This window comes from Sphingomonas sp. NFX23 (assembly GCF_049887795.1).
Classification (GTDB): domain Bacteria; phylum Pseudomonadota; class Alphaproteobacteria; order Sphingomonadales; family Sphingomonadaceae; genus Sphingomonas.
This window is the reverse complement of record NZ_JAGEKH010000006.1, coordinates 329,990-349,202: the sequence shown is the minus strand read 5'-3', so window position 1 is coordinate 349,202 and position 19,213 is coordinate 329,990. Positions and strand designations below refer to the sequence as shown.

General features: G+C 66.1%; 17 protein-coding genes. 8 read left to right on the top strand and 9 right to left on the bottom strand.

Translation table 11 applies throughout. The features are described from left to right. Window positions 1–250: 250 nt before the first annotated feature. Together J4O76_RS18110 and J4O76_RS18105 are read right to left on the bottom strand one after the other, a co-directional pair. Window positions 251–1,144 carry a glycosyltransferase gene (locus tag J4O76_RS18110; protein WP_426283330.1) on the bottom strand — a complete coding sequence of 298 codons (894 nt, stop codon included), beginning with the start codon at window positions 1,142–1,144 and terminating at the stop codon, window positions 251–253. Window positions 1,145–1,395: 251 nt separating this feature from the next. Then, complete coding sequence (locus J4O76_RS18105) at window positions 1,396–1,902, bottom strand: outer membrane protein assembly factor BamE (RefSeq protein ID WP_056487899.1); 507 nt, start codon at window positions 1,900–1,902, stop codon at window positions 1,396–1,398. A gap of 134 nt (window positions 1,903–2,036) precedes the next feature. Between J4O76_RS18105 and J4O76_RS18100 the strand changes: the two genes are divergently transcribed. Together J4O76_RS18100 and J4O76_RS18095 are read left to right on the top strand one after the other, a co-directional pair. Next, window positions 2,037–2,543 carry a ubiquinol-cytochrome C chaperone family protein gene (locus J4O76_RS18100; RefSeq protein WP_426283328.1) on the top strand — a complete coding sequence of 169 codons (507 nt, stop codon included), beginning with the start codon at window positions 2,037–2,039 and terminating at the stop codon, window positions 2,541–2,543. Continuing rightward, entirely contained in the window at window positions 2,540–3,064 is a 525-nt protein-coding gene (locus J4O76_RS18095) for a YceD family protein (protein WP_136188778.1), read from the top strand. Before J4O76_RS18100 ends, J4O76_RS18095 begins: the two co-directional genes overlap by 4 nt. A 251-nt stretch (window positions 3,065–3,315) precedes the next feature. Here the strand turns inward: J4O76_RS18095 and J4O76_RS18090 are convergent, their stop codons facing one another. Further along, window positions 3,316–3,852, bottom strand: coding sequence for a SixA phosphatase family protein (locus J4O76_RS18090; RefSeq protein WP_136188779.1), 537 nt, complete (start codon window positions 3,850–3,852; stop codon window positions 3,316–3,318). Further along, window positions 3,849–6,575: an ATP-dependent DNA helicase gene (locus J4O76_RS18085; protein WP_426283326.1), complete on the bottom strand. Its 2,727-nt coding sequence runs from the start codon at window positions 6,573–6,575 to the stop codon at window positions 3,849–3,851. Before J4O76_RS18085 ends, J4O76_RS18090 begins: the two co-directional genes overlap by 4 nt. 303 nt (window positions 6,576–6,878) lie before the next feature. On the opposite strand from J4O76_RS18085, the gene J4O76_RS18080 reads away from it, so the two are divergent. The 5 genes from J4O76_RS18080 to J4O76_RS18060 all read left to right on the top strand — a co-directional run bounded on the left by J4O76_RS18080 (window position 6,879) and on the right by J4O76_RS18060 (window position 11,900). Further along, window positions 6,879–7,184: a hypothetical protein gene (locus J4O76_RS18080; protein ID WP_056053958.1), complete on the top strand. Its 306-nt coding sequence runs from the start codon at window positions 6,879–6,881 to the stop codon at window positions 7,182–7,184. 57 nt (window positions 7,185–7,241) lie between these two features. After that, window positions 7,242–8,807, top strand: a complete 1,566-nt coding sequence (locus tag J4O76_RS18075) for a lysine--tRNA ligase (protein WP_426283324.1) — start codon at window positions 7,242–7,244, stop codon at window positions 8,805–8,807. A 217-nt stretch (window positions 8,808–9,024) separates the two neighbouring features. Further along, window positions 9,025–9,582: a 2'-5' RNA ligase family protein gene (locus tag J4O76_RS18070; RefSeq protein ID WP_426283322.1), complete on the top strand. Its 558-nt coding sequence runs from the start codon at window positions 9,025–9,027 to the stop codon at window positions 9,580–9,582. Between the two features lie 91 nt (window positions 9,583–9,673). After that, on the top strand, window positions 9,674–10,678 hold the full coding sequence (locus J4O76_RS18065; protein WP_426283320.1) for a histone deacetylase family protein: 1,005 nt from the start codon (window positions 9,674–9,676) through the stop codon (window positions 10,676–10,678). Continuing rightward, the gene (locus tag J4O76_RS18060) at window positions 10,668–11,900 is read left to right on the top strand and encodes an MFS transporter (RefSeq protein ID WP_426283318.1); all 1,233 of its coding nucleotides are present in this window, start codon (window positions 10,668–10,670) and stop codon (window positions 11,898–11,900) included. The genes J4O76_RS18065 and J4O76_RS18060 overlap by 11 nt, the downstream gene beginning before the upstream one ends. A 167-nt stretch (window positions 11,901–12,067) precedes the next feature. Here the strand turns inward: J4O76_RS18060 and J4O76_RS18055 are convergent, their stop codons facing one another. Then, a complete protein-coding gene (locus J4O76_RS18055; RefSeq protein ID WP_426283316.1) occupies window positions 12,068–13,297 on the bottom strand; it encodes a dipeptidase in 1,230 nt (409 codons plus the stop codon). 109 nt (window positions 13,298–13,406) lie between these two features. On the opposite strand from J4O76_RS18055, the gene J4O76_RS18050 reads away from it, so the two are divergent. Further along, window positions 13,407–14,510 (top strand): acyltransferase family protein, encoded by a 1,104-nt coding sequence (locus J4O76_RS18050; RefSeq protein ID WP_426283315.1) that lies wholly within the window; start codon window positions 13,407–13,409, stop codon window positions 14,508–14,510. On the opposite strand, the gene J4O76_RS18045 is transcribed toward J4O76_RS18050, so the two are convergent. The 4 genes from J4O76_RS18045 to sucC form a co-directional block, all read right to left on the bottom strand. Next, complete coding sequence (locus J4O76_RS18045) at window positions 14,496–15,251, bottom strand: energy transducer TonB (protein ID WP_426283313.1); 756 nt, start codon at window positions 15,249–15,251, stop codon at window positions 14,496–14,498. The genes J4O76_RS18050 and J4O76_RS18045 overlap by 15 nt on opposite strands. 508 nt (window positions 15,252–15,759) lie before the next feature. After that, window positions 15,760–16,689, bottom strand: a complete 930-nt coding sequence (locus J4O76_RS18040; RefSeq protein ID WP_426283311.1) for an electron transfer flavoprotein subunit alpha/FixB family protein — start codon at window positions 16,687–16,689, stop codon at window positions 15,760–15,762. Further along, on the bottom strand, window positions 16,686–17,432 hold the full coding sequence (locus J4O76_RS18035; RefSeq protein ID WP_056064107.1) for an electron transfer flavoprotein subunit beta/FixA family protein: 747 nt from the start codon (window positions 17,430–17,432) through the stop codon (window positions 16,686–16,688). Before J4O76_RS18035 ends, J4O76_RS18040 begins: the two co-directional genes overlap by 4 nt. A 247-nt stretch (window positions 17,433–17,679) precedes the next feature. Continuing rightward, window positions 17,680–18,882: an ADP-forming succinate--CoA ligase subunit beta gene (gene sucC, locus J4O76_RS18030; RefSeq protein WP_056053980.1), complete on the bottom strand. Its 1,203-nt coding sequence runs from the start codon at window positions 18,880–18,882 to the stop codon at window positions 17,680–17,682. Between the last annotated feature and the right edge of the window lie 331 nt (window positions 18,883–19,213).

Genomic DNA, 19,213 nt, shown 5'->3' with positions numbered 1-19,213 from the left:
TGCTATTGAAACCGGGTTGGAGCGCATAGCTGCCACCCATCTAAGCCTGATCGAAGGGGCTTATACCACGTTAGCGCCCGAAAGCGGCCAAGCCGTAATCCACCAGAAACCTGTGGATTGGGCGCCTGCCCCGTCATCTGAACGAACGGCTGCTTAACTCGATCGCTGCCTGAAAGCAGGCTGGCCGCATTCTACCATAATTTTTGAACGAGGAAGAAGAGCAATAGGCGGTATAATTATATGGGTAAACTTATGGCCGCGCTCCTGCTGATGCGGACGATATTGGCAGCCAAGTCAGCATTACTGTTTTGCCGACATAATGTGAGTAATCTTTAACTCCATATAATTCGTAATCCTCGGTCAGACTGGTCGCATCGAACGGATCGCCGCCCCGTGCCTGCGCAATCATCGCGAGGACGGCCGGTGCGATCGCACAGCCCGTGCCGGCAAGCGGCATCGCGGCGCCCAGCGCGGTCCGCACGACGATCTGCTTGGCGTGGGATTCGGCGAACTCGTCGGCATAATGCCCCGACACAAGCCGCGCACCGCGGTGGACTAGCGGCAGGACGGGAAGCTGGATGACGTCGTATCGCTCGATCAGGCTGTCGAAGACACGCAACTCCTGCGCGTGCACGACATCTTCGGCATCATGGAGCACGACCGCCTTGGTCGGTCGATCCGTCCCTGCCCCCTCGCGCAGATCGTCGCGGCACAGCGCGTGCCACAGGGTGTTGAGGCAGTCGGCCTTGGTCGTCGGCCCGTCTCGTAGCCCGATCACGAGCCGGATCCGCAAGTCGCGCTCGGCGACCGCGGCAATCGCATCGATCGTCCCCCGGTCGTTTGGATAGGCGCCGACATAGATGCGGTAATTATCGTGTTCGTAGCGATCGAGCGCAGTCGTCAGCATCCCGCCGATCACCGCGACCTCGTCCCACGCCGCGACGAACACAGCGATCCGTCCTGCAATGCGCGGCGACGGCAGAGTGGCGAGAGTCAGGCGAGCCCGGCCGCCATGCCTGATCCGGTGACCGATATAGACAAGATCGACCAGCAGATCATCGATACCACCGAGTAGCAGTCCGACGCCCGCAAACAGCAGCATCTCTCGCGCGGACGCGTCGATGATCCACAGCGACTCGCCCAAGCCACACCCCCGGACGGAGGGTACCGCAAGTCACCGTCGTAACGGATATAGTCTTATCGAGAACGGATGTTTGTCGTTTTCTCGAATTACGGCGGCACATGGCGAACCATCGCGTCGAACGTGCGTTACGACGATGATCCCTTTCCCCCCTTTCGGGATCGGCGCCGATGATGCCCGGCCCGGCCGCACCGCTGCTCAGGCATGCGGTGCGGCCTAACCGGCCTCCGGACTGTCCAGCGAATGCCTAGCCTTTACGGCTGATTGCGGCCGCCGCCGCCAGTGTTGCTGCCATTGCCCTGACCGCCGCCAGCCCCAGCCGCGCCGACGGTGCCGATATTGCCGAACAGATCCTGGAAGAATCCGCGCTCGCGACCCAGCGTCGGCGTCTTCTTGCCATAAGGTGCGATCGACGCGACCTGCTCGAGCCCGCCGCGGCGAATCGCGGTGACGGTGCCCTTCTGGTCGAAGCTGATCTGCAACGTGATCTGCGCGTTGGCGCGTGGGTTGCGGAACGCGAGGTTGCGGCTGTCACGCGCCAGATAATACCAGTCGCCCTGGTCGAACTGGCCGGCGAGCGTCGGCTTGCCGAGCGTGGCGAGCACCGACTGGCGGTTGTCGACGCCCGGCTGGACCGAGTTGACGAGGTCGGTATCGACGACATAGCCCTGGTGCGAGCGCAGCTGAGTGCAGCCCCCACTGGCCAATGCGGCGACCGCAAGTGCGGCGGCGAGACCCGTACGGGCGGAAAACACGCTCATATAAACTCCCAACCGGGGCACGCGAAAACACGTGACGGGTCCCACGCGATTGCATCGGCCGCCGATCGCCTCGATATGCGAGGATGCGCGGGCAAACAAGCCGAAGCGCGGCTTCGTGTTGAGGACGATAGATTTTGAGCTGGTTGGGAAGACTGCTCGGCGAGAAGCCCGACGAGGCGCTGCCGCTTTACAACGCTGTTGTCGGCCGGGCCCGCGCGGAACATTGGTATCGGGAGGGCGCGGTGCCGGACACCGTCGACGGCCGCTTCGACATGATCGCGACCTTGCTGGCGATCGTCATGCTGCGGCTCGAGACGGAGCCCGCTGGCGGCGAACCCGCGGCGCGTCTGACCGAGCGCTTCGTCGACGACATGGACGGGCAATTGCGCGAGATCGGGATCGGCGACATCATCGTCGGCAAGCATATCGGCAAGATGATGAGCATGCTTGGCGGGCGGCTTGGCGCGTACCGCGACGGGCTGGCGGCGGGCGATATCGCGCCGGCCCTCGTGCGCAACCTGTACCGGGGCGCCGCGCCGGACGCTTCCGCGCTGACTCACGTCCGCGAGTCGGTAATGGCGTTTCATGCGGGGCTGGCTGCGACGCCACTACCAAATCTGTTATCTGGAGAATTGCCGTGAAGCCCGAGTTCAGCCGCCCCGAACGCCTCGACACGATCGGCGAGCGCGAGCGGATCGTCGAGATCGCCGCGACCGAGGATGAGCGCGCGGCGCTGGCGAAGCGGTTCGCGCTGCTCTCTATCACGCGACTCGACGCGCGATTGGGGATCAAGCGCACCGACAGCGGCATCGTCGTGAAGGGCCGCGTGACCGGCGCGGCGGTGCAGGCGTGTTCGGTGACCGACGAACCGCTCGATACGCAGATCGACGAGCCGGTCGCGCTGCTGTTCGTCGATCAGCTGGTGTCCGAGGGCGACGAGGTCGAGCTGTCCGACGACGCGCTCGATACGGTCGCGATCGAGGGTGGCACGATCGATCTTGGCGAAGCGGCGGCGGATACGCTGGCGCTGGCGATCGATCCGTTTCCTCGGGGGCCGAACGCGGCGGCGGCTCTGGCGGCGGCAGGGGTGATCAGCGAGGACGAGTTCCGGCCGGCGAATGCGTTCTCGGATCTGAAGGCTAGGATGGCGGAGAAGAGCTGAGCAGCGGCGCGGTCTCGGGCTTGTTCGAGATTAGCTTACCAAAAAATCTGCACCACCCCGGCGAAGGCCGGGGCCCAATTGGGGGCCGATAGTGAGGTAGGGCGGTCCGCCGTTACAACTACCTCTCCAATTGGGCCTCGGCCTTCGCCGGGGTGGTGTGAAGTTGAAGGAGCGGAACGCTCACGCCGCCTTGTTCTCCCGCGAAGGAGGGAGCCGAGTCTGGGTCCCCGCCTTCGCGGGAGAACAAGGCTTTAGTCTGCGTCGGGCCCTAAAGTCGGATCGAGATCGCGGGGGCGGATGAAGCGGGTCAGGCGAGCCGTACCGGTTGCAACATCCACCCACTTCCCCTCGAACTGAAGCTCGGCAATGCTCGCCGTTGGATATTTGTCCTCGACCGCGTCGCGCAGCGGATCGCGCCCATCCGCGACCAGCATCAGGACGAGATCCTCCAACCCGGGATTGTGCCCGACCAGCAACGCACTCTCCGCCTCGGCCGGAAACCCGTGCACCACATCCAGCAACGTCGCCGCCGACGCGAGATACACCCGCCGGTCCAGGTCCGGTGCGATCGTCCGGCCATAGCCCGATTCGATCTGCTCCAACGTCTCCGAAACCCGCACCGCCGGCGACGCGATCGCGTGATCGAACGTAAGCCCCAGCGATCGCATGTGCCGCCCCACCATCGCCGCGGCGCGCTTGCCCTTGGCGTTGAGCGGGCGGTCGAAATCGCGCGCGACCGGATCGTCCCAGCCGGACTTGGCGTGGCGCAACAGCGTCAACGTCTTCATGGCAATCCTCGAGCGGGTTCGCGGCTCTCATGCCCTACCGCCGCGCCAGAAGAAAGTGGATTGGAGGAAAGCCGGCTTGCGACCCGGGCCACCGCTTCCTCGAGCGTGACGCGGGCGATCGGCACGCCCGGCGGGAACGCGCTGAGCAACCGCGAGGGCATCGCGGCGGACAGCATCACGAACACGCCGGAGTCGTCTGCGCGACGGATCAGGCGACCAAATGCCTGTGCGAGCCGCGCGCGAACGAGCCGATCGTCATACGCCGAGCCGCCACCGGCCAGACGCCGCGCGGCGTGCAGAACGGACGGTTTAGCCCAAGGCACGCCCTCCATAACCACCAGCCGCAACGATTCGCCGGGCACGTCGACACCATCGCGCAGCGCATCGGTGCCAAGCAACGATGCCCCCGGATCATCGCGGAAAATATCGACCAGCGTGCCGGTGTCGATCGGATCGACGTGCTGCGCATGGAGCGGCAGGCCTTCGCGGGCGAGTCGGTCGGCGATGCGGCCGTGGACACCGCGCAACCGCCGGATCGCGGTGAACAGCCCGAGCGTGCCGCCGCGGCTGGCGACGATCAGCTGCGCATAGGCATTGGCGAGTGCACCGATATCGCCCCGCTTCACGTCGGTGACGATCAGGACTTCGGCCTGGCGGGTATAATCGAACGGGCTCTTCGCCTCGAACCGGGCGGCGGGGCGCAGCAGATGCGGCGCACCGGTTCGCGCTTCGGCGACTTCCCAATCGCCGCCGCCGGTCAGCGTCGCGGAGGTGACGAGCGCACCGTGCGCGGGCTTCAGGACGATTTCGGCGAACGGGCGGGTCGGATCGAGCCAGTGACGGTGGAGGCCGATATCGAACTCGCGCCCTTCGATCCGGTCGACCGCGAGCCAGTCGACGAAATCCCCATCGACCGGCCCGCCGACGCGCGCGAGCAGCGACAGCCACGACGCCACCGTCTCCGCGCGCCAGCCGATCGAGGCGATCGCGCCTTCGACTCGGGCTCGGGCGGGCGCGTCCATCCAGTCGGGGGCTTCGGCGAGGACGGCTTCGAGGCGGCGGCCGAGCGTTACGAGCGGGCGGACGAGCGCGTCGAGAGCTGCGGCGGCGGGCGCGGCGGCCTCGATCAGCGTCGCATCGGGTTCGGCAAGTTCGGTCTCCAGGCCGTAGCCCGCGTCGCCCGGTTGTTCGGCCCGCGCATAGGTCAGCCCACGGACGGCGGCGAGCAGCGTCTCGATCGGCCCGAACGGCGCACCCTCGCCAAGCCGTTGCAGCCACCCGTCGGACGCCAGCGCCCCCGCCGCCGTCACCGCGTCGGAGATCGCCCTGGCCCCCTGTTCGTCGTAGCTGGCGAGATCGGACAAGCGCGCCGCAAGACCCCGCCGCCGCCCGCGACCGCTCGATTCGGGGCCGAGAATCCAGCGGCGGAGTTCGATCGTCTCGGCGCCGGTCAGCGCGGTCGCGAACATCGAATCGGCGGCGTCGAAAATATGATGCCCCTCGTCGAACACGTACCGCGTCGGCCGCGTGGCGAGTTCGCGCCCCCTTGCCGCGTTGACCATCACCAGCGCGTGGTTGGCGATGACGATGTCGGCGTCGGACGAGGCGCGGGCGGCGCGCTCGATGAAGCACTTCCGGTAGTGCGGGCAGCCGGCATACACGCACTCGCCGCGCCGGTCGGTTAGCGCGGTCGAGCCGTTCCGGCGGAACAGCGTCGGCAGCCAGCCGGGCAGGTCGCCGCCGACCATGTCGCCGTCCGCGCTATACGCGGCCCAGCGCGCGACGAGGTGCGCGAGGATCGCCGCGCGGCCCGCGAACCCGCCTTGCAGCGCATCCTCCAGATTGAGCAGACAGAGATAATTCTCGCGACCTTTCCGCGTGACGACCTTGGCCTTCCGGATCGCCGCGTCGGGATAAAGGCGCGCGGTTTCCTGGCCGAGCTGGCGTTGCAGCGTCTTGGTGTAGGTCGAGATCCACACCGCACCGCCGGCCTTCTCCGCCCAGAGGGAGGCAGGAGCAAGATAGCCGAGCGTCTTGCCAATCCCGGTGCCGGCCTCGGCGAGGACGAGGTTCGGCGTATCGCGCATCGCCCGTGGCGCGAACGCGGCAGTGGCGGCGCCGGCATAGGCACGCTGGCCGGGACGTTCCTCGGCGCCGTGGCCGGTGAGATCAACGAGCCGCGCCTCGGCATCGCCCGGCTCGATCGTCACGGTACGCGGGGCGGGTCGCGGTGCGTGCTCCTCCCATTCGGGAAGCGACGAGAACAGCCAGCGTTCGTTGACCGCCGGCTTCTTCAGCCGCTCGGCAACGACCGGCGCCCAAGGCCAACGCAGCCGAAACAGCGATTGCGCCGCGGTCCACGCGCCCTCGCGCTCGGGCCAGTCGCCATCGGTGAGCGCCAGCATCGCTTCGGCCGCGCGGAGGAGGAACGGCGCAACTTCCCCGTCCTCGGTCGGCACGTCGAGGCCGGTGACCCGCGCAATCCCCTTCGGCGTCGGCACCGCGAACTGCGCGGGGCGGAGGAACGCGTAGAGTTCGAGCAGGTCGAGCCCCGACAGATCGGGATACCCGAGTCGCTGCCCGACCAGCGGCGCGTTGAGCATGATGACCGGCGTATCGGCAGCGATCCGGATCGCCTCGCCCCGCCCGATCGGACGCGCGCCGTCCGCGTTCGCGATCCAGATGCCGGCGTGGCTGGCGTGGAGGGCAGGATAGCGAAGCACCGCGCGACCTTGCGGGACACGGAACGAAAGGGCAACCTTTTGTGCTGCCAAGGGTGCTTCAGATTTGAATGCCTGCACAATCCTCCCCCGCCAGGGGGAGGTGGCAGGCGCAGCCTGACGGAGGGGGCGGCAGGCGACGACCCACGTTCCGTGTCCCCCCCTCCGACGCCTGCGGCGCCACCTCCCCCTTGCGGGGGAGGATTGTATCAGCACCCATATCGGCCGTTACGCAACCGGCACGGTTCACGTGCGTTGCGCACTCATCGATACCGAACTTTACCTACATCAACAGGGACGATCATCATGCGGAAGTTTCTCATGGCGCTGAGCGCGCTCTCGCTCGCAATCCCGGCAGCCGCCGTGATTCCTACGGGCAAGGCCGAAGCACGCTCCAAGCGCGAATATCGCGGCCATGACCGTCGTTACCGCGCCAAGCGTTGCCGTCATTCGAGCGGCACGACCGGTCTCGTCGCAGGCGGCGTCGGCGGCGCGGTGCTCGGCAATGCGGTCGGCGGCGGGCTGCTCGGCACGCTTGCCGGCGGCGCAGCAGGTGCCCTCGGTGGCCGTGCGGTCGACCGGACGATCACCGCGAAGGATCGTTGCCGCTAAGACGCATGCGGCAGTGGGGGTGACGGATCGGAGTGCACGCGCTAGTCGCGCTGCATCATGACCGACGAACTCCGCACCGCCGCCTTCGAGTCCAAAGCCTGGCCGTACGAGGAGGCGCGCAAACTCCTCAAGCGGTATCCGAACGGCAAGTCGGGCGACCCGGTACTGTTCGAGACGGGCTATGGACCATCGGGCCTGCCGCATATCGGCACGTTCAACGAAGTGTTGCGCACGACGATGGTGCGCAACGCCTTCCACGCCCTGAGCGATACGCCGACTCGGCTGATCGCGTTCTCGGACGATATGGACGGTCTCCGGAAAGTCCCGGACAACGTCCCCAACGGCGACATGCTGCGCGAGCATCTCGGCAAGCCGCTGACGCAGATCCCGGATCCGTTCGGCACGCACTCCAGCTTTGCCGCACACAATAATGCGATCCTGCGCGAATTTCTCGACCGCTACGGTTTCGACTACGAGTTCGCGTCGTCGACCGAATATTACACCGGCGGGCGTTTCGACGAGGCGCTGAAAGGCGTGCTCCGGCACTTCCAGGGCATTCAGGACGTAATGCTGCCGACGCTTCGCGCAGAACGCCGCGCGACCTATTCGCCGGTGTTGCCCATCTCGCCGACCAGCGGGATCGTGTTGCAGGTGCCGATCGAGGTGATCGATGCGGAGACGGGCCTGATCGCGTTCGAAGACGAAGGCCAGCGGATCGAGCAGAGCGTGCTGGGCGGCAAGGCGAAGCTGCAGTGGAAGGTCGACTGGGCGATGCGCTGGGTCGCGCTCGGCGTCGATTACGAGATGGCGGGCAAGGACCTGATCGATTCGGTCACGCAGTCGTCGAAGATCGCGCGCGTGCTCGGCGGGCGCCCGCCCGAGGGCTTCAACTACGAGATGTTCCTCGACGAGAATGGCGAGAAGATCTCGAAGTCGAAGGGTAATGGCCTGAGCCTCGAGCAGTGGCTGACCTATGGTCCCGAGGAATCGCTGGCGTTCTATGCGTACCGCGAGCCCAAGAAGGCGAAGTCGTTGCACATGGGCGTGATCCCGCGCGCTGTGGACGAATATTGGCAGTTCCGCGGCAATTACGCAGACCAGGACCTGAAGCAGAAGCTCGGCAATCCGGTGCATCACATCCATGATGGCAAGCTGCCGACCGGCGAGCTGCCGGTGACGTTCGGGCTGCTGCTCAACCTCGTCGGGGTGATGGGCGATGCGAGCAAGGAGCAGGTCTGGGGGTATCTGGCCAATTATGTGCCCGATGCGTCGGCGGAGAAGTATCCCGAGCTCGACCGGCTGATCGGCTATGCGCTGGCCTATAGCCGCGATTTCGTCGCGCCGACATTGAAGCGCCGTGCGCCCGAGGGCGTCGAGGTCGCGGCGCTGGAGCGGCTGGACGCGGAGCTCGCCGCGTTGCCGGCGGAGGCGAGCGCGGAGGATATCCAGAACATCGTCTACGAGATCGGCAAGACCGGCGGGTTCGAAACCCTGCGCGACTGGTTCAAGGCGCTGTACGAGACGTTGCTGGGGTCGGAGCAAGGCCCGCGGATGGGGAGCTTCATTGCGCTGTACGGGGTCGAGAACTCGCGGAAACTGATCGCGGAAGCGCTCGCCCGGTAAGACGACGCGTTCGAAGAAGTACCACCCCGGCGGAGGCCGGGGCCCAGTTGGGGGACGTTCATAACTGGACGCAGAGCGCCGTTACCACGACCTTTCCAACTGGGCCCCGGCCTTCGCCGGGGTGGTGGTTTCAGGTTGGCCGAGCGGCCGTATCGCCTCGACAGCTTAACGAGAACATATTAGCAACAAGTCCGCCTCCCCCGATTCGGAAACCGGCATGTTCCATCGACCGTTCGCGCGTCATCGCCTGTTCTTCGCGCTCCGCCCGCCACTCCCGCTAGCGCGCCAGATTACCGCCGCAGCGTCGTGGTTCGAAACCGACCGGGACAAGCTGCGCCCCGAGCATCTGCATGTGACGATCGATATCCTCGACGACCATGATCGCGTCTCGACCACGCTGGAACGCGACCTGAAAGCGATCGGCGATGCGGTCGAAGCAGTACCGTTCGCACTCCAGTTCGATACCGCGGTCGGCAGCGATCGCTCTATCGCCCTGCGTCCGCGCCACAAGAACGCCTCGCTCGCCGCACTGCATCAGCGGATTGCGGTAGCACGCGAGGCGGCAGGGCTACGCGCCCGCGAAGGCTATCGGTTCAGTCCTCACATGACGCTCGGCTACCGCGACGGCGTGTCGTTCACGCAACCCATTGCGCCGATCGGCTGGGACGTGGATACGTTCGTGCTGGTCCACAGCCGTGTCGGTCGGACGCGCCACGACGTGATTGGGCGCTGGCTGCTCAGCGGCGACGACGATCGGCAACTGGCGCTGTTCTGAGCCGTCGGATTTGCCGAACGCGCGCGATCCCGTAGGACCCCGGACGCGATCGGTTGGTTCTTCCCTCATGACCGCGCACCAAGGAGCGAACATGCGGCTGTTCTTCGACGACTCCCAGCGAACCCACGCCCCTGCGCGCGAACTCCATAACGGCGCGTTCACTGCCTATGCGGAGACGCCAGCGCGCATCGACGCGATCCTGCACGCGATCGGTCCGGTCGAGACGCCGGAGGATCGTGGCGAGGCGCCGATCCTTGCGGTGCAGTCCCCCGCCTATGTCGCCTTCCTGAAGGACGCCGCGCGACTGTGGCGCGAAGCGGGGCGAGACGGCGACGCGATCCCCTACACCTTCCCGATCCGCGGCCGCCGTCCGCTCGACCTCACCCGAATCGACGCGCTGATCGGCGCACACAGCTTCGACGCGACCACGCCGATCACGCCCGAGGCCTGGGCCGCCTCCTATGGCAGCGCGCAGTCCGCGCTCGCCGCGACGCACGCGGTCCTCGACGGCGACCGCGCGGCGTTCGCGCTCTGCCGCCCGCCCGGCCATCACGCCGTCGCAGACTATTGCGGCGGATACTGCCACCTCAACACCGCCGCGATCGCCGCCCAAGCCGCCCGCGACGCCGGTATCGCGCGCGTCGCGATCCTCGACATCGACTATCACCACGGCAACGGTACGCAGGACATTTTCTATGCCCGGAGCGACGTGTTCTACGCCTCGGTCCACGCCGATCCCAAGACCGACTACCCCTTCTACTGGGGCCATGACGATGAAACCGGCGAGGGCGAAGGGGTCGGCACGACACTGAACATTCCCCTCCCCCATGGCACACGGATCGAGGCCTTCCGCACCGCGCAGACCACCGCGCTCGACACGATCGCCGCGTTCGATCCCGGCCTGCTCGTCGTCAGCTTCGGCGCGGATACGTGGGAGGGCGATCCGATCTCGCACTTCAAGCTGACCACGCCCGACTATACGGCGCTGGCCAGAGATATCTCCACACGGGGCTGGCCGACCGCGATCGTCATGGAAGGCGGCTACGCGATCAATGCACTCGGCCACAACGTCGCGAGCTTCCTGAGTGGCTTCTGAAGCGCCTATCGCTCTCGGCACGCCCGCCTATCGTCGGCTTACGTTGGCGATGCTGTTCGCAGGGTTCTCGACCTTTTCGCTGCTCTATTCGGTGCAGCCGTTGCTGCCGCTGTTCGCTGCCCAATTCGGGCTGACCGCGGAGGGCGCGTCGCTGGCGGTGTCGCTGGCGACGGGTCCGCTCGCGATCGGCATCCTGTTCGCGGGGTTCGTCTCGGACCGCGTCGGCCGGCGTCCGCTGATGATCGCGGCGATGTTCGCGGCGGGCGCGCTGACCTTGGCGGCGGCGGTCGTGCCGGGGTGGAGCGGGTTGCTCGTGCTGCGCTTCCTCACCGGCGTCGCGCTCGCAGGCGTGCCGGCGGTGGCGATGGCCTATGTCGCCGAAGAGGTCGATGCGGGCGCGGTCGGCGCGGCGATGGGGTTGTACATCGCGGGCAGCGCGCTCGGCGGGATGGCGGGGCGGCTGGTCGTGAGCATCGTCGCCGATCTCGAAGGCTGGCGCTGGGCACTCGCCGCAGTCGGCGTCGCGGGGCTCGGTATGGCGGAGGCATTCCGTCGGCTCGCGCCGCTATCGCGCAATTTCACGCCGAGCGTGGGCCGACCGGGCACATTGCTGCGCAGCGCCGGCGCGCTGTTCACCGATCGCGCGATGCCGTTGCTGTACCTCGAGGCGTTCCTGCTGATGGGCGTGTTCGTCACCGTCTACAACTATGCGGGCTTCCGGCTGATGAGCCCGCCCTATAGCCTCAGCCAGGCAGCGGTCGGCGGAGTGTTCCTGTTATACGTGCTGGGATCCGTGAGTTCGGCGAAGTTCGGGACGCTGGCGGGACGGCTTGGGCGACGGAAGGTGTTCTGGATCCCCGTCGTGCTGCTGATCGTCGGCGTCGCGCTGACCGCGATGACGCCGCTGGTGCTGGTAATCGCGGGGATCGCGGTCGTGACGATCGGCTTCTTCGGCGCGCATTCGATCGCGAGCGCCTGGGTCGGCCGGCGGGCGCAGGGTTCGCGGGGACAGGCGGCGGCGTTCTACCTGTTCTTCTATTACATGGGGTCGAGCGTGCTGGGATCCGCGGGCGGGTTCGCGTGGACGCATGCCGGATGGCCGGGGGTGACGGCGTTCTGCCTTTTGCTCGGCATGGCTGCGCTGGTGATCGGACTGGTGTTGCGCACGGTGCCCCCGCTGATAGTCGAGCCGCCCGCACCGCAGCGGATGCCGGATCCTTGAAGGGCGGATTCTCGCCTCCCTGAAAGGGAGGAGCTGGGGGTGGGTTGGCGAGTATGAGTCATCAGCCTTGGAATTCGCGGAACCAAACCCACCTCCGCCCCCTCCCTTCTAGGGAGGGGAGAAGAAGTCCGCCTTTGCTTATCCTTGGGTGAGGGCGGATCGATCGTTCACCGAGACGCCACATCGGTAGCATCAAGCGGCGGCATCCCCACCGTCCCCTTCGCAACCGCTTCCACCCGCTCCATGACGTGCAGGACATTGCCGCCCGATAGCTTCGCCAGATCGCCATCGCTCCATCCCCGCCGCGCCAGTTCGGCGAACAGCAGCGGATAGCCGTCGACGCCCTTCAAGCCGATCGGCCCGGTCCCCTGAATGCCGTCGAAATCGCCGCCGATCCCGACATGATCGTGACCGGCGATCTTCGCGATATGCTCGACATGATCGGCGACGGTCGCGGCGGTGACCTGAGGCTCGGAATGCGCGGCGTCCCATGCCACCAGCGGCGCAGGCGATTTCGCGCCATAGACGTTCGCGGGCACGCCGACGGACTTCGCATAGGCCGAGCGTGCCACATCCCAGGCCCGCCACTCGCCTGACAGGAACGACGGATAGAAGTTCACCATCACCACGCCGCCGTTCGTGCCAATCGCGCGGAGCAGGTCGTCGGGGATATTCCGCGGCGCATCCGCAATCGCCCGTGCGCTGGAGTGCGAGGCGATCACCGGCGCCCTGGTGACGGCGAGCGCGGCGGCCATCGTTGCGTCCGAGACGTGGGAGACGTCTACGATCATCCCGATCCGGTTCATCTCCGCGACCACCTGCCGCCCGAAGTCGCTCAGCCCGTTCGCACGTGGTGCGTCGGTCGAGCTGTCCGCCCAGTTCAGGCTCTTGCCGTGCGTCAGCGTCATGTACGCCACACCGAGCGCGCGATATTGGCGCAGCACCGACAGCCGCCCGTCGATCTGATGCCCGCCCTCGACGCCGATCAGTGAGGCGATCCGCCCGGCCTTCTCGATCCGACGGATGTCCGCGGCAGTGGTGGCGAGTTCGAACGTCGCCGGGTTCGCCGCGACGAAACGGCGGACGATGTCGATCTCCTCCAGCGTCATCTCCACCGCGCGCGGCGCATCGGCGGGAATGTAGACCGACCAGAACTGCCCGCCGACATGACCTTTGCGCAGGCGGGGAATATCGGTCTGGAGCGGGTTCGGCAGCCGCGCTGTGTCTACGGAAAGATCGACCGCCTCGACCTTCGCGTCGTGCAGTTCACGGATCTCCCAGGCCAGATCGTTATGCCCGTCGATCACCGGGCTGCGCTCCAGCACGCGCTCGACACGGCGTGATAGGGCCACGTCGGGGCTCGCCTGCGCGGCCAGCAGCAGGAATGCGGCGATCATGTCTTGGTCCCCCATGGCGTCCACTCCATCCTGAAGGAGGTGTTCGCGCGCGACAAGCCGGGTAAGGCGCTCGCCGAACGTGAGAAGAGGGTCGGGGTTGGATACGGGAATGGCCGAACCGGCGCGCGAGGCGGATAGCCGGCTCTCCACCGCGATCGCGATCGCGCGGCTGATCGGGATCATGGGGATCGTCTACGTCCACGCTTGGACCGGACGCACTGCCGAGGAATTGGCGGCAGCGGCGTTCAGTTGGCAGGCGGTGCTGCGAACGGTGCTCGGCGAAGTGTTCGGGCGTAGCGCGGTGCCGCTGCTAGGGATGATCTCCGGCTGGCTGGTCGTCTCGACCGCGACGCGCCAGGGCTACGGCCCATTTCTGCTCGGCAAGGCGCGGACGATCCTGCTGCCGATGCTGCTGTGGAATGCGATCGCGATTGTGCTGGTGGGGGCGGCGGCGACGTTCGGCGACCTGAAAGCGCCGACGCCGACGAGCATCGGTTGGACGCTCAACGAACTGGTGCCGCTCGTGCATGCGAATGACGTCAACGTGCAGATGCCGTTCCTGCGCGACCTGTTCGTCTGCATGATGCTCGCCCCGGTTCTGGTACGTGCGTCGGCAGCGTGGCTGGCGCTGGTCGCATCGATCGTGATCGTGTGGAGCGTTTCCGGGGTGCACGTCCCGCTGTTGCTGCGACCGCAGATCCTGCTCTTCTTTACCGCTGGAATCGCCGCGCGGCGATTTGGCGTGGCGGAGCGGGTAGCGGGGTGGCCTGTCGCCCTATGCGCGCTGCCATTCGTCGCACTGATCGCGCCGCGGCTGTGGACCGCGCTGCTGGGGAACGCGTTCTTCGACGCGCATCCGCATGTGATGGCGGCATTCGATATCGTGTTTCGAGTGGCCTCCGCGGTGCTGTTCTGGCGGCTCGCTTGGGGCTTGGCTGGGAGCAACCTAGCGGACCGGTTGCGCGGGATCGAGCGGTACGGGTTTCTCGCATTCTGTGATCACCTGGTGCTGCTGTGGCTCTTCGGGCCGGTGATCGGATTGGCGACCGGCGCGCTGGGGGCGGGGTTGTATCCGGCATATCTGCTGGTCCAGCCGCTGCTGGTGCTCGGCGTCACGGTCGTGCTAGGGCAGGTGCTGATGGCGCTCTCGCCATCGGTCGCGCGGGGGCTTAGTGGCGGCCGGCTGGGGCGATCGGCGTCAGTTACCGCGTGACGGCGGATCGAGCTGGTTCACCCATTCCTGGTTGTGGACCACGGTAGAGCGAACCGGCCGACCGGCGGCGTCGAGCCAGGGGCGATAGCGGAAGCGCAGTTCGATCAGGCGGCAGGTGGTCGCATCGAGCACGCCGTTTCCACTGGAGCGCGTGACCATGCAGTGCGTGACGCTGCCGTCGGTCTCGACGGTGTAGCGAACGCCGACGACCCCGCCCGCGCCGATCACCGCCTCGGCATTGGGGAAATCCTTGTTCTTGAAGCGGCCCTTGATGAGGCGGGGCGGCGTTTCGTCGCCACCGTCGCCGTCGCCATTTCCGGAGCGACCGCTACCGGTGCCGTTCCCCTCGCCGCCTGCGCCGGTCCCTGGTCCGGGAACGGGGGCAGCGCCCGTGGTGGCGTCGCTGCCGGGGCCTGGTGTCAGTGTGACGATAACCGGGGGCGGTGGAACGATCGGGGTGATGATTGGCTTGAGAACGACGACTTCAGTCGCCTTCGAGCGAAGGTTCGCAGGGGACGCTGCGCCTTCGGGGCGATGGCTTTTCGCGGGGCGTGGGATGATCTTTTCAGGCGATGGCAGCGGTTTCGGGCCGACGGCAAACGTCTTCAGCGCGTCGGGGATGGCGCAGGGAATGCTGACGCCGAGCCCGAGGATCAGCGTGTAGCCGATGACGGCACAGAGTATCGCGGCGCTGCCAGCGGATATCAGGCGGTCGCGCGGGTTCGAGTGGACGCCGTACATGGTGGGTAATTGGGGAGGCGGGCGGTGGGCGGCAACGTCGTGGTTGGGGGTCGCATGTGCCGTTCAGTGGCTGAAACGTCCGACGTCTCTAGAGCGAGCCCGGTGTTCGCTGCTATCCTTGGAGCAAAGGTAGCGTGTTTCCCCGCGAAGGCGGGGACCCAGACTGGACTCCCGCCTTCGCGGGAGAACAACGAAGAGCGTGCTGTCGTCCGAACGCGGCCGTATCCTTGCTTCGCGGGGATGAGCACCGACCCTTTTTGAAGGGCACCGTTTTTAGTAACCTGGGCGTGCCCGGGGTGCTGTGTGGTGGATGCTGATACGAGCCCGCAATCACGGACGCGGACGTGCATCGATATTGGTCTGTACGAGGACGGGCGGCGCGACCGAAGTCACACCGCCCATTCGTGGCGCGCGACGCGGGAGTAAATCCCGCGTCGTCGGTCGGCGCTGGAGCGCCGCCGGCCGGGCTTGCTGTTGCGCTAGGCTTCGCCTCGCGCAGCGGCTTCGCCTACAGCTTCGCCGTCAACTCCGGCACGATCTTGAACAGATCGCCGACCAGGCCGATGTCCGCGACCTGGAAGATCGGTGCGTCCTCGTCCTTGTTGATCGCGATGATGACCTTCGAGTCCTTCATGCCGGCGAGATGCTGGATCGCGCCCGAGATACCGACCGCGACATACACTTCCGGCGCGACGATCTTGCCGGTCTGGCCGACCTGATAGTCGTTCGGGGCATAGCCTGCATCGACCGCGGCGCGCGAGGCACCGACGCCCGCGCCGAGCTTGTCGGCCAAGGGATCGATCATCGCGTGGAACTGGTCGCTCGATGCGAGCGCGCGGCCGCCCGAGACGATGATCTTCGCGCTGGTCAGCTCAGGACGCTCGTTCTTGGCGATCTCCGAACCGGCGAAGGTCGACAGACCCTTGTCTCCGGTCGATGCGACCGCTTCGATCTCGCCCGATCCACCCTCGGTCGCGGCCTTGGCGAATGCCGTGCCGCGCACCGTGATGACCTTCTTCGCGTCGGTCGACTGCACGGTTGCAATCGCGTTGCCGGCGTAGATCGGCCGCGTGAACGTGTCTTCGCTCTCGACCGACAGGATGTCGCTGATCTGCATCACGTCGAGCAGGGCTGCGACGCGCGGCGCGATGTTCTTGCCGTGCGTCGTCGACGGCGCGACGAACGCATCGTGCGCGCCCATCAGCTCGACGATCAACGGTGCGACGTTCTCGGCGAGCGCATGCGCGAACGCTGCGTCGTCGGCGACGTGCACCTTGCCTACGCCGGCAATCTTCGCAGCCTCGGCAGCGACGCCGTCGACGCCCTGGCCGACGACCAGCAGATGGACTTCACCGAGCTGCGAGGCGGCCGTAACCGCCGACAGCGTGGCATCCTTGACGGCCTGACCGTCATGTTCGACCCAGACGAGCGTCTTCACTTGGCGACTCCCATTTCCTTGAGCTTGCCGACCAGTGCGTCGACGTCGGCGACCTTGATCCCGGCCGAGCGCTTGGCGGGCTCGACCACCTTCAGCGTGGTCAGGCGCGGCGTCACGTCGACGCCGAAATCGGCCGGCGTCTTCTGCGCCATCGGCTTCGATTTCGCCTTCATGATGTTCGGCAGCGAGGCGTAGCGCGGCTCGTTGAGGCGAAGATCGGTGGTGATGATCGCGGGCAGCTTGAGCGTGTCCGTCTCTGCGCCGCCATCGACTTCGCGCGTCACGTTGACCGAACCGTCGGCGATCTCGACCTTCGACGCGAACGTGCCCTGGCCCCAGTTCAGGAGGCCGGCGAGCATCTGCCCGGTCTGGTTGTTGTCGTCGTCGATCGCCTGCTTGCCGAGGATCACGAGGTCGGGCTTTTCCTCCTCGACGATCTTGGCGAGGATCTTGGCGACGCCCAACGGCTCGACCTTGGTCTCGCTGACGACGAGGATCGCACGGTCGGCGCCCATCGCGAGCGCGGTGCGGAGCGTTTCCTGGCTCTTCTGCTCGCCGATCGAGACGACGACGATCTCCGTCACGCCCTTGTCCTTGAGGCGGATCGCTTCTTCGACCGCGATCTCGTCGAACGGGTTCATGCTCATCTTGACGTTCGCCAGATCGACGCCCGTTCCGTCCGCCTTCACGCGGGGCTTCACGTTGTAGTCAAGCACGCGCTTGACCGGCACCAGCACCTTCATCGGGGTTCCTTCCAAGGTGAAATCATTCGTTTCGATCACCGTCACAGTATGGCGGCGTTGGCGCGACAGATGGCCGTTTCGAGCCGTTTTCGCAAGTCCGGTATGGAAACATCGCTATGCCGTAGCGTCACGGCGAGATGCCGATCGGACCACCTGCCGGATAGTGTACGACATCAACGAAAAAGGGCCCGGACGTTTCCGTCCGAGCCCCTCTTTTCGCAGAATCAGTATGCGAGGTCGACGGCAGTTAGGCCGCGACCTTCTGCACTTCCGCGACGATCTTCTTAGCGGCATCGCCAAGGTCGTTCGCCGGGACGATCGCGAGGCCGGAGTTCGCGAGGATCTCCTTGCCCTTCTCGACATTCGTGCCCTCGAGGCGGACGACCAGCGGCACCGAGAGGTTCACTTCCTTCGCCGCGGCGACGATGCCGTCGGCGATGATGTCGCACTTCATGATGCCGCCGAAGATGTTGACGAGGATGCCCTTCACGTTCGGATCCGCGAGGATGATCTTGAACGCCGCCGTCACCTTCTCCTTGTTGGCGCCGCCGCCGACGTCGAGGAAGTTGGCCGGGAACATGCCGTTGAGCTTGATGATGTCCATCGTCGCCATCGCGAGGCCGGCGCCGTTGACCATGCAGCCGATGTCGCCATCAAGCTTGATGTAGGCGAGGTCGTACTTCGACGCCTCGAGCTCGGCGGGATCTTCCTCGGTCTCGTCGCGCAGTTCGAGCAGGTCCTTATGGCGGAACAGCGCGTTGCCGTCGAACGCGACCTTCGCGTCGAGCACCATCAGCTTGCCGTCGTTGGTAACCGCGAGCGGGTTGATCTCGATCTGCTCGGCATCGGTGCCCATGAACGCGTCATACAGCTTCGACGCGGTGTTCGCGGCCTGCTTGGCGAGATCGCCGGTGAGCTTCAGCGCAGCAGCGACGGCACGACCGTGATGCGGCATGAAGCCGGTCGCCTGGTCGATGTCGATCGACTGGATCTTCTCGGGCGTGTCGTGCGCGACCGCCTCGATGTCCATGCCGCCTTCGGTCGAGACGACCATCATCACCCGGCCGGTGGTGCGGTTGAGCGTCAGCGCGAGGTAGAATTCCTTGTCGATGTCGACGCCGTCGGTGACGTACAGGCGGTTGACCTGCTTGCCCGCGTCACCCGTCTGGATCGTGACGAGCGTGTTGCCGAGCATGTCGGTCGCGGCTGCACGAACCTCGTCCTCGGTCTTGGCGAGGCGGACGCCGCCCTTGGCATCGGGGCCGAGCTCGACGAACTTGCCCTTACCACGGCCACCGGCGTGGATCTGCGCCTTGACGACATAGAGCGGTCCGGGAAGCTTCTTCGAGGCCTCGACGGCCTCCTCGACGGTCAGCGCCGCGAAACCGGCAGGCACGGGGACGCCGAACTTGGCCAGCAGTTCCTTGGCCTGGTATTCATGGATGTTCATCGGGAAGGCTCCACGCAATTTTTAGGAAACTCGGGAATTGGTTGGGCGTAAAGCACAGGGCGGCCAGCAAATCCACCCTTAAGGCATTTGCAGTTGCGCATCATTATCATTAGATCGATTTAATGACCACGAGTGGCCTGATCTAAAGCAATTCCTTTTGCGTCGCGCTCCGCTGCCTCTACAGCAGGACCATGGCGATCCGACTCCGAATTATTGCGCTCCGCAGTTACCTCGCCGGTGCCGATGGTACATTCGTCCAGCCACGCGCGGCCAAACCTCAAGCGGCCGAATCGTAAGGCGTTTGGAGATTAGTAACCACTTGGGGAGCAGT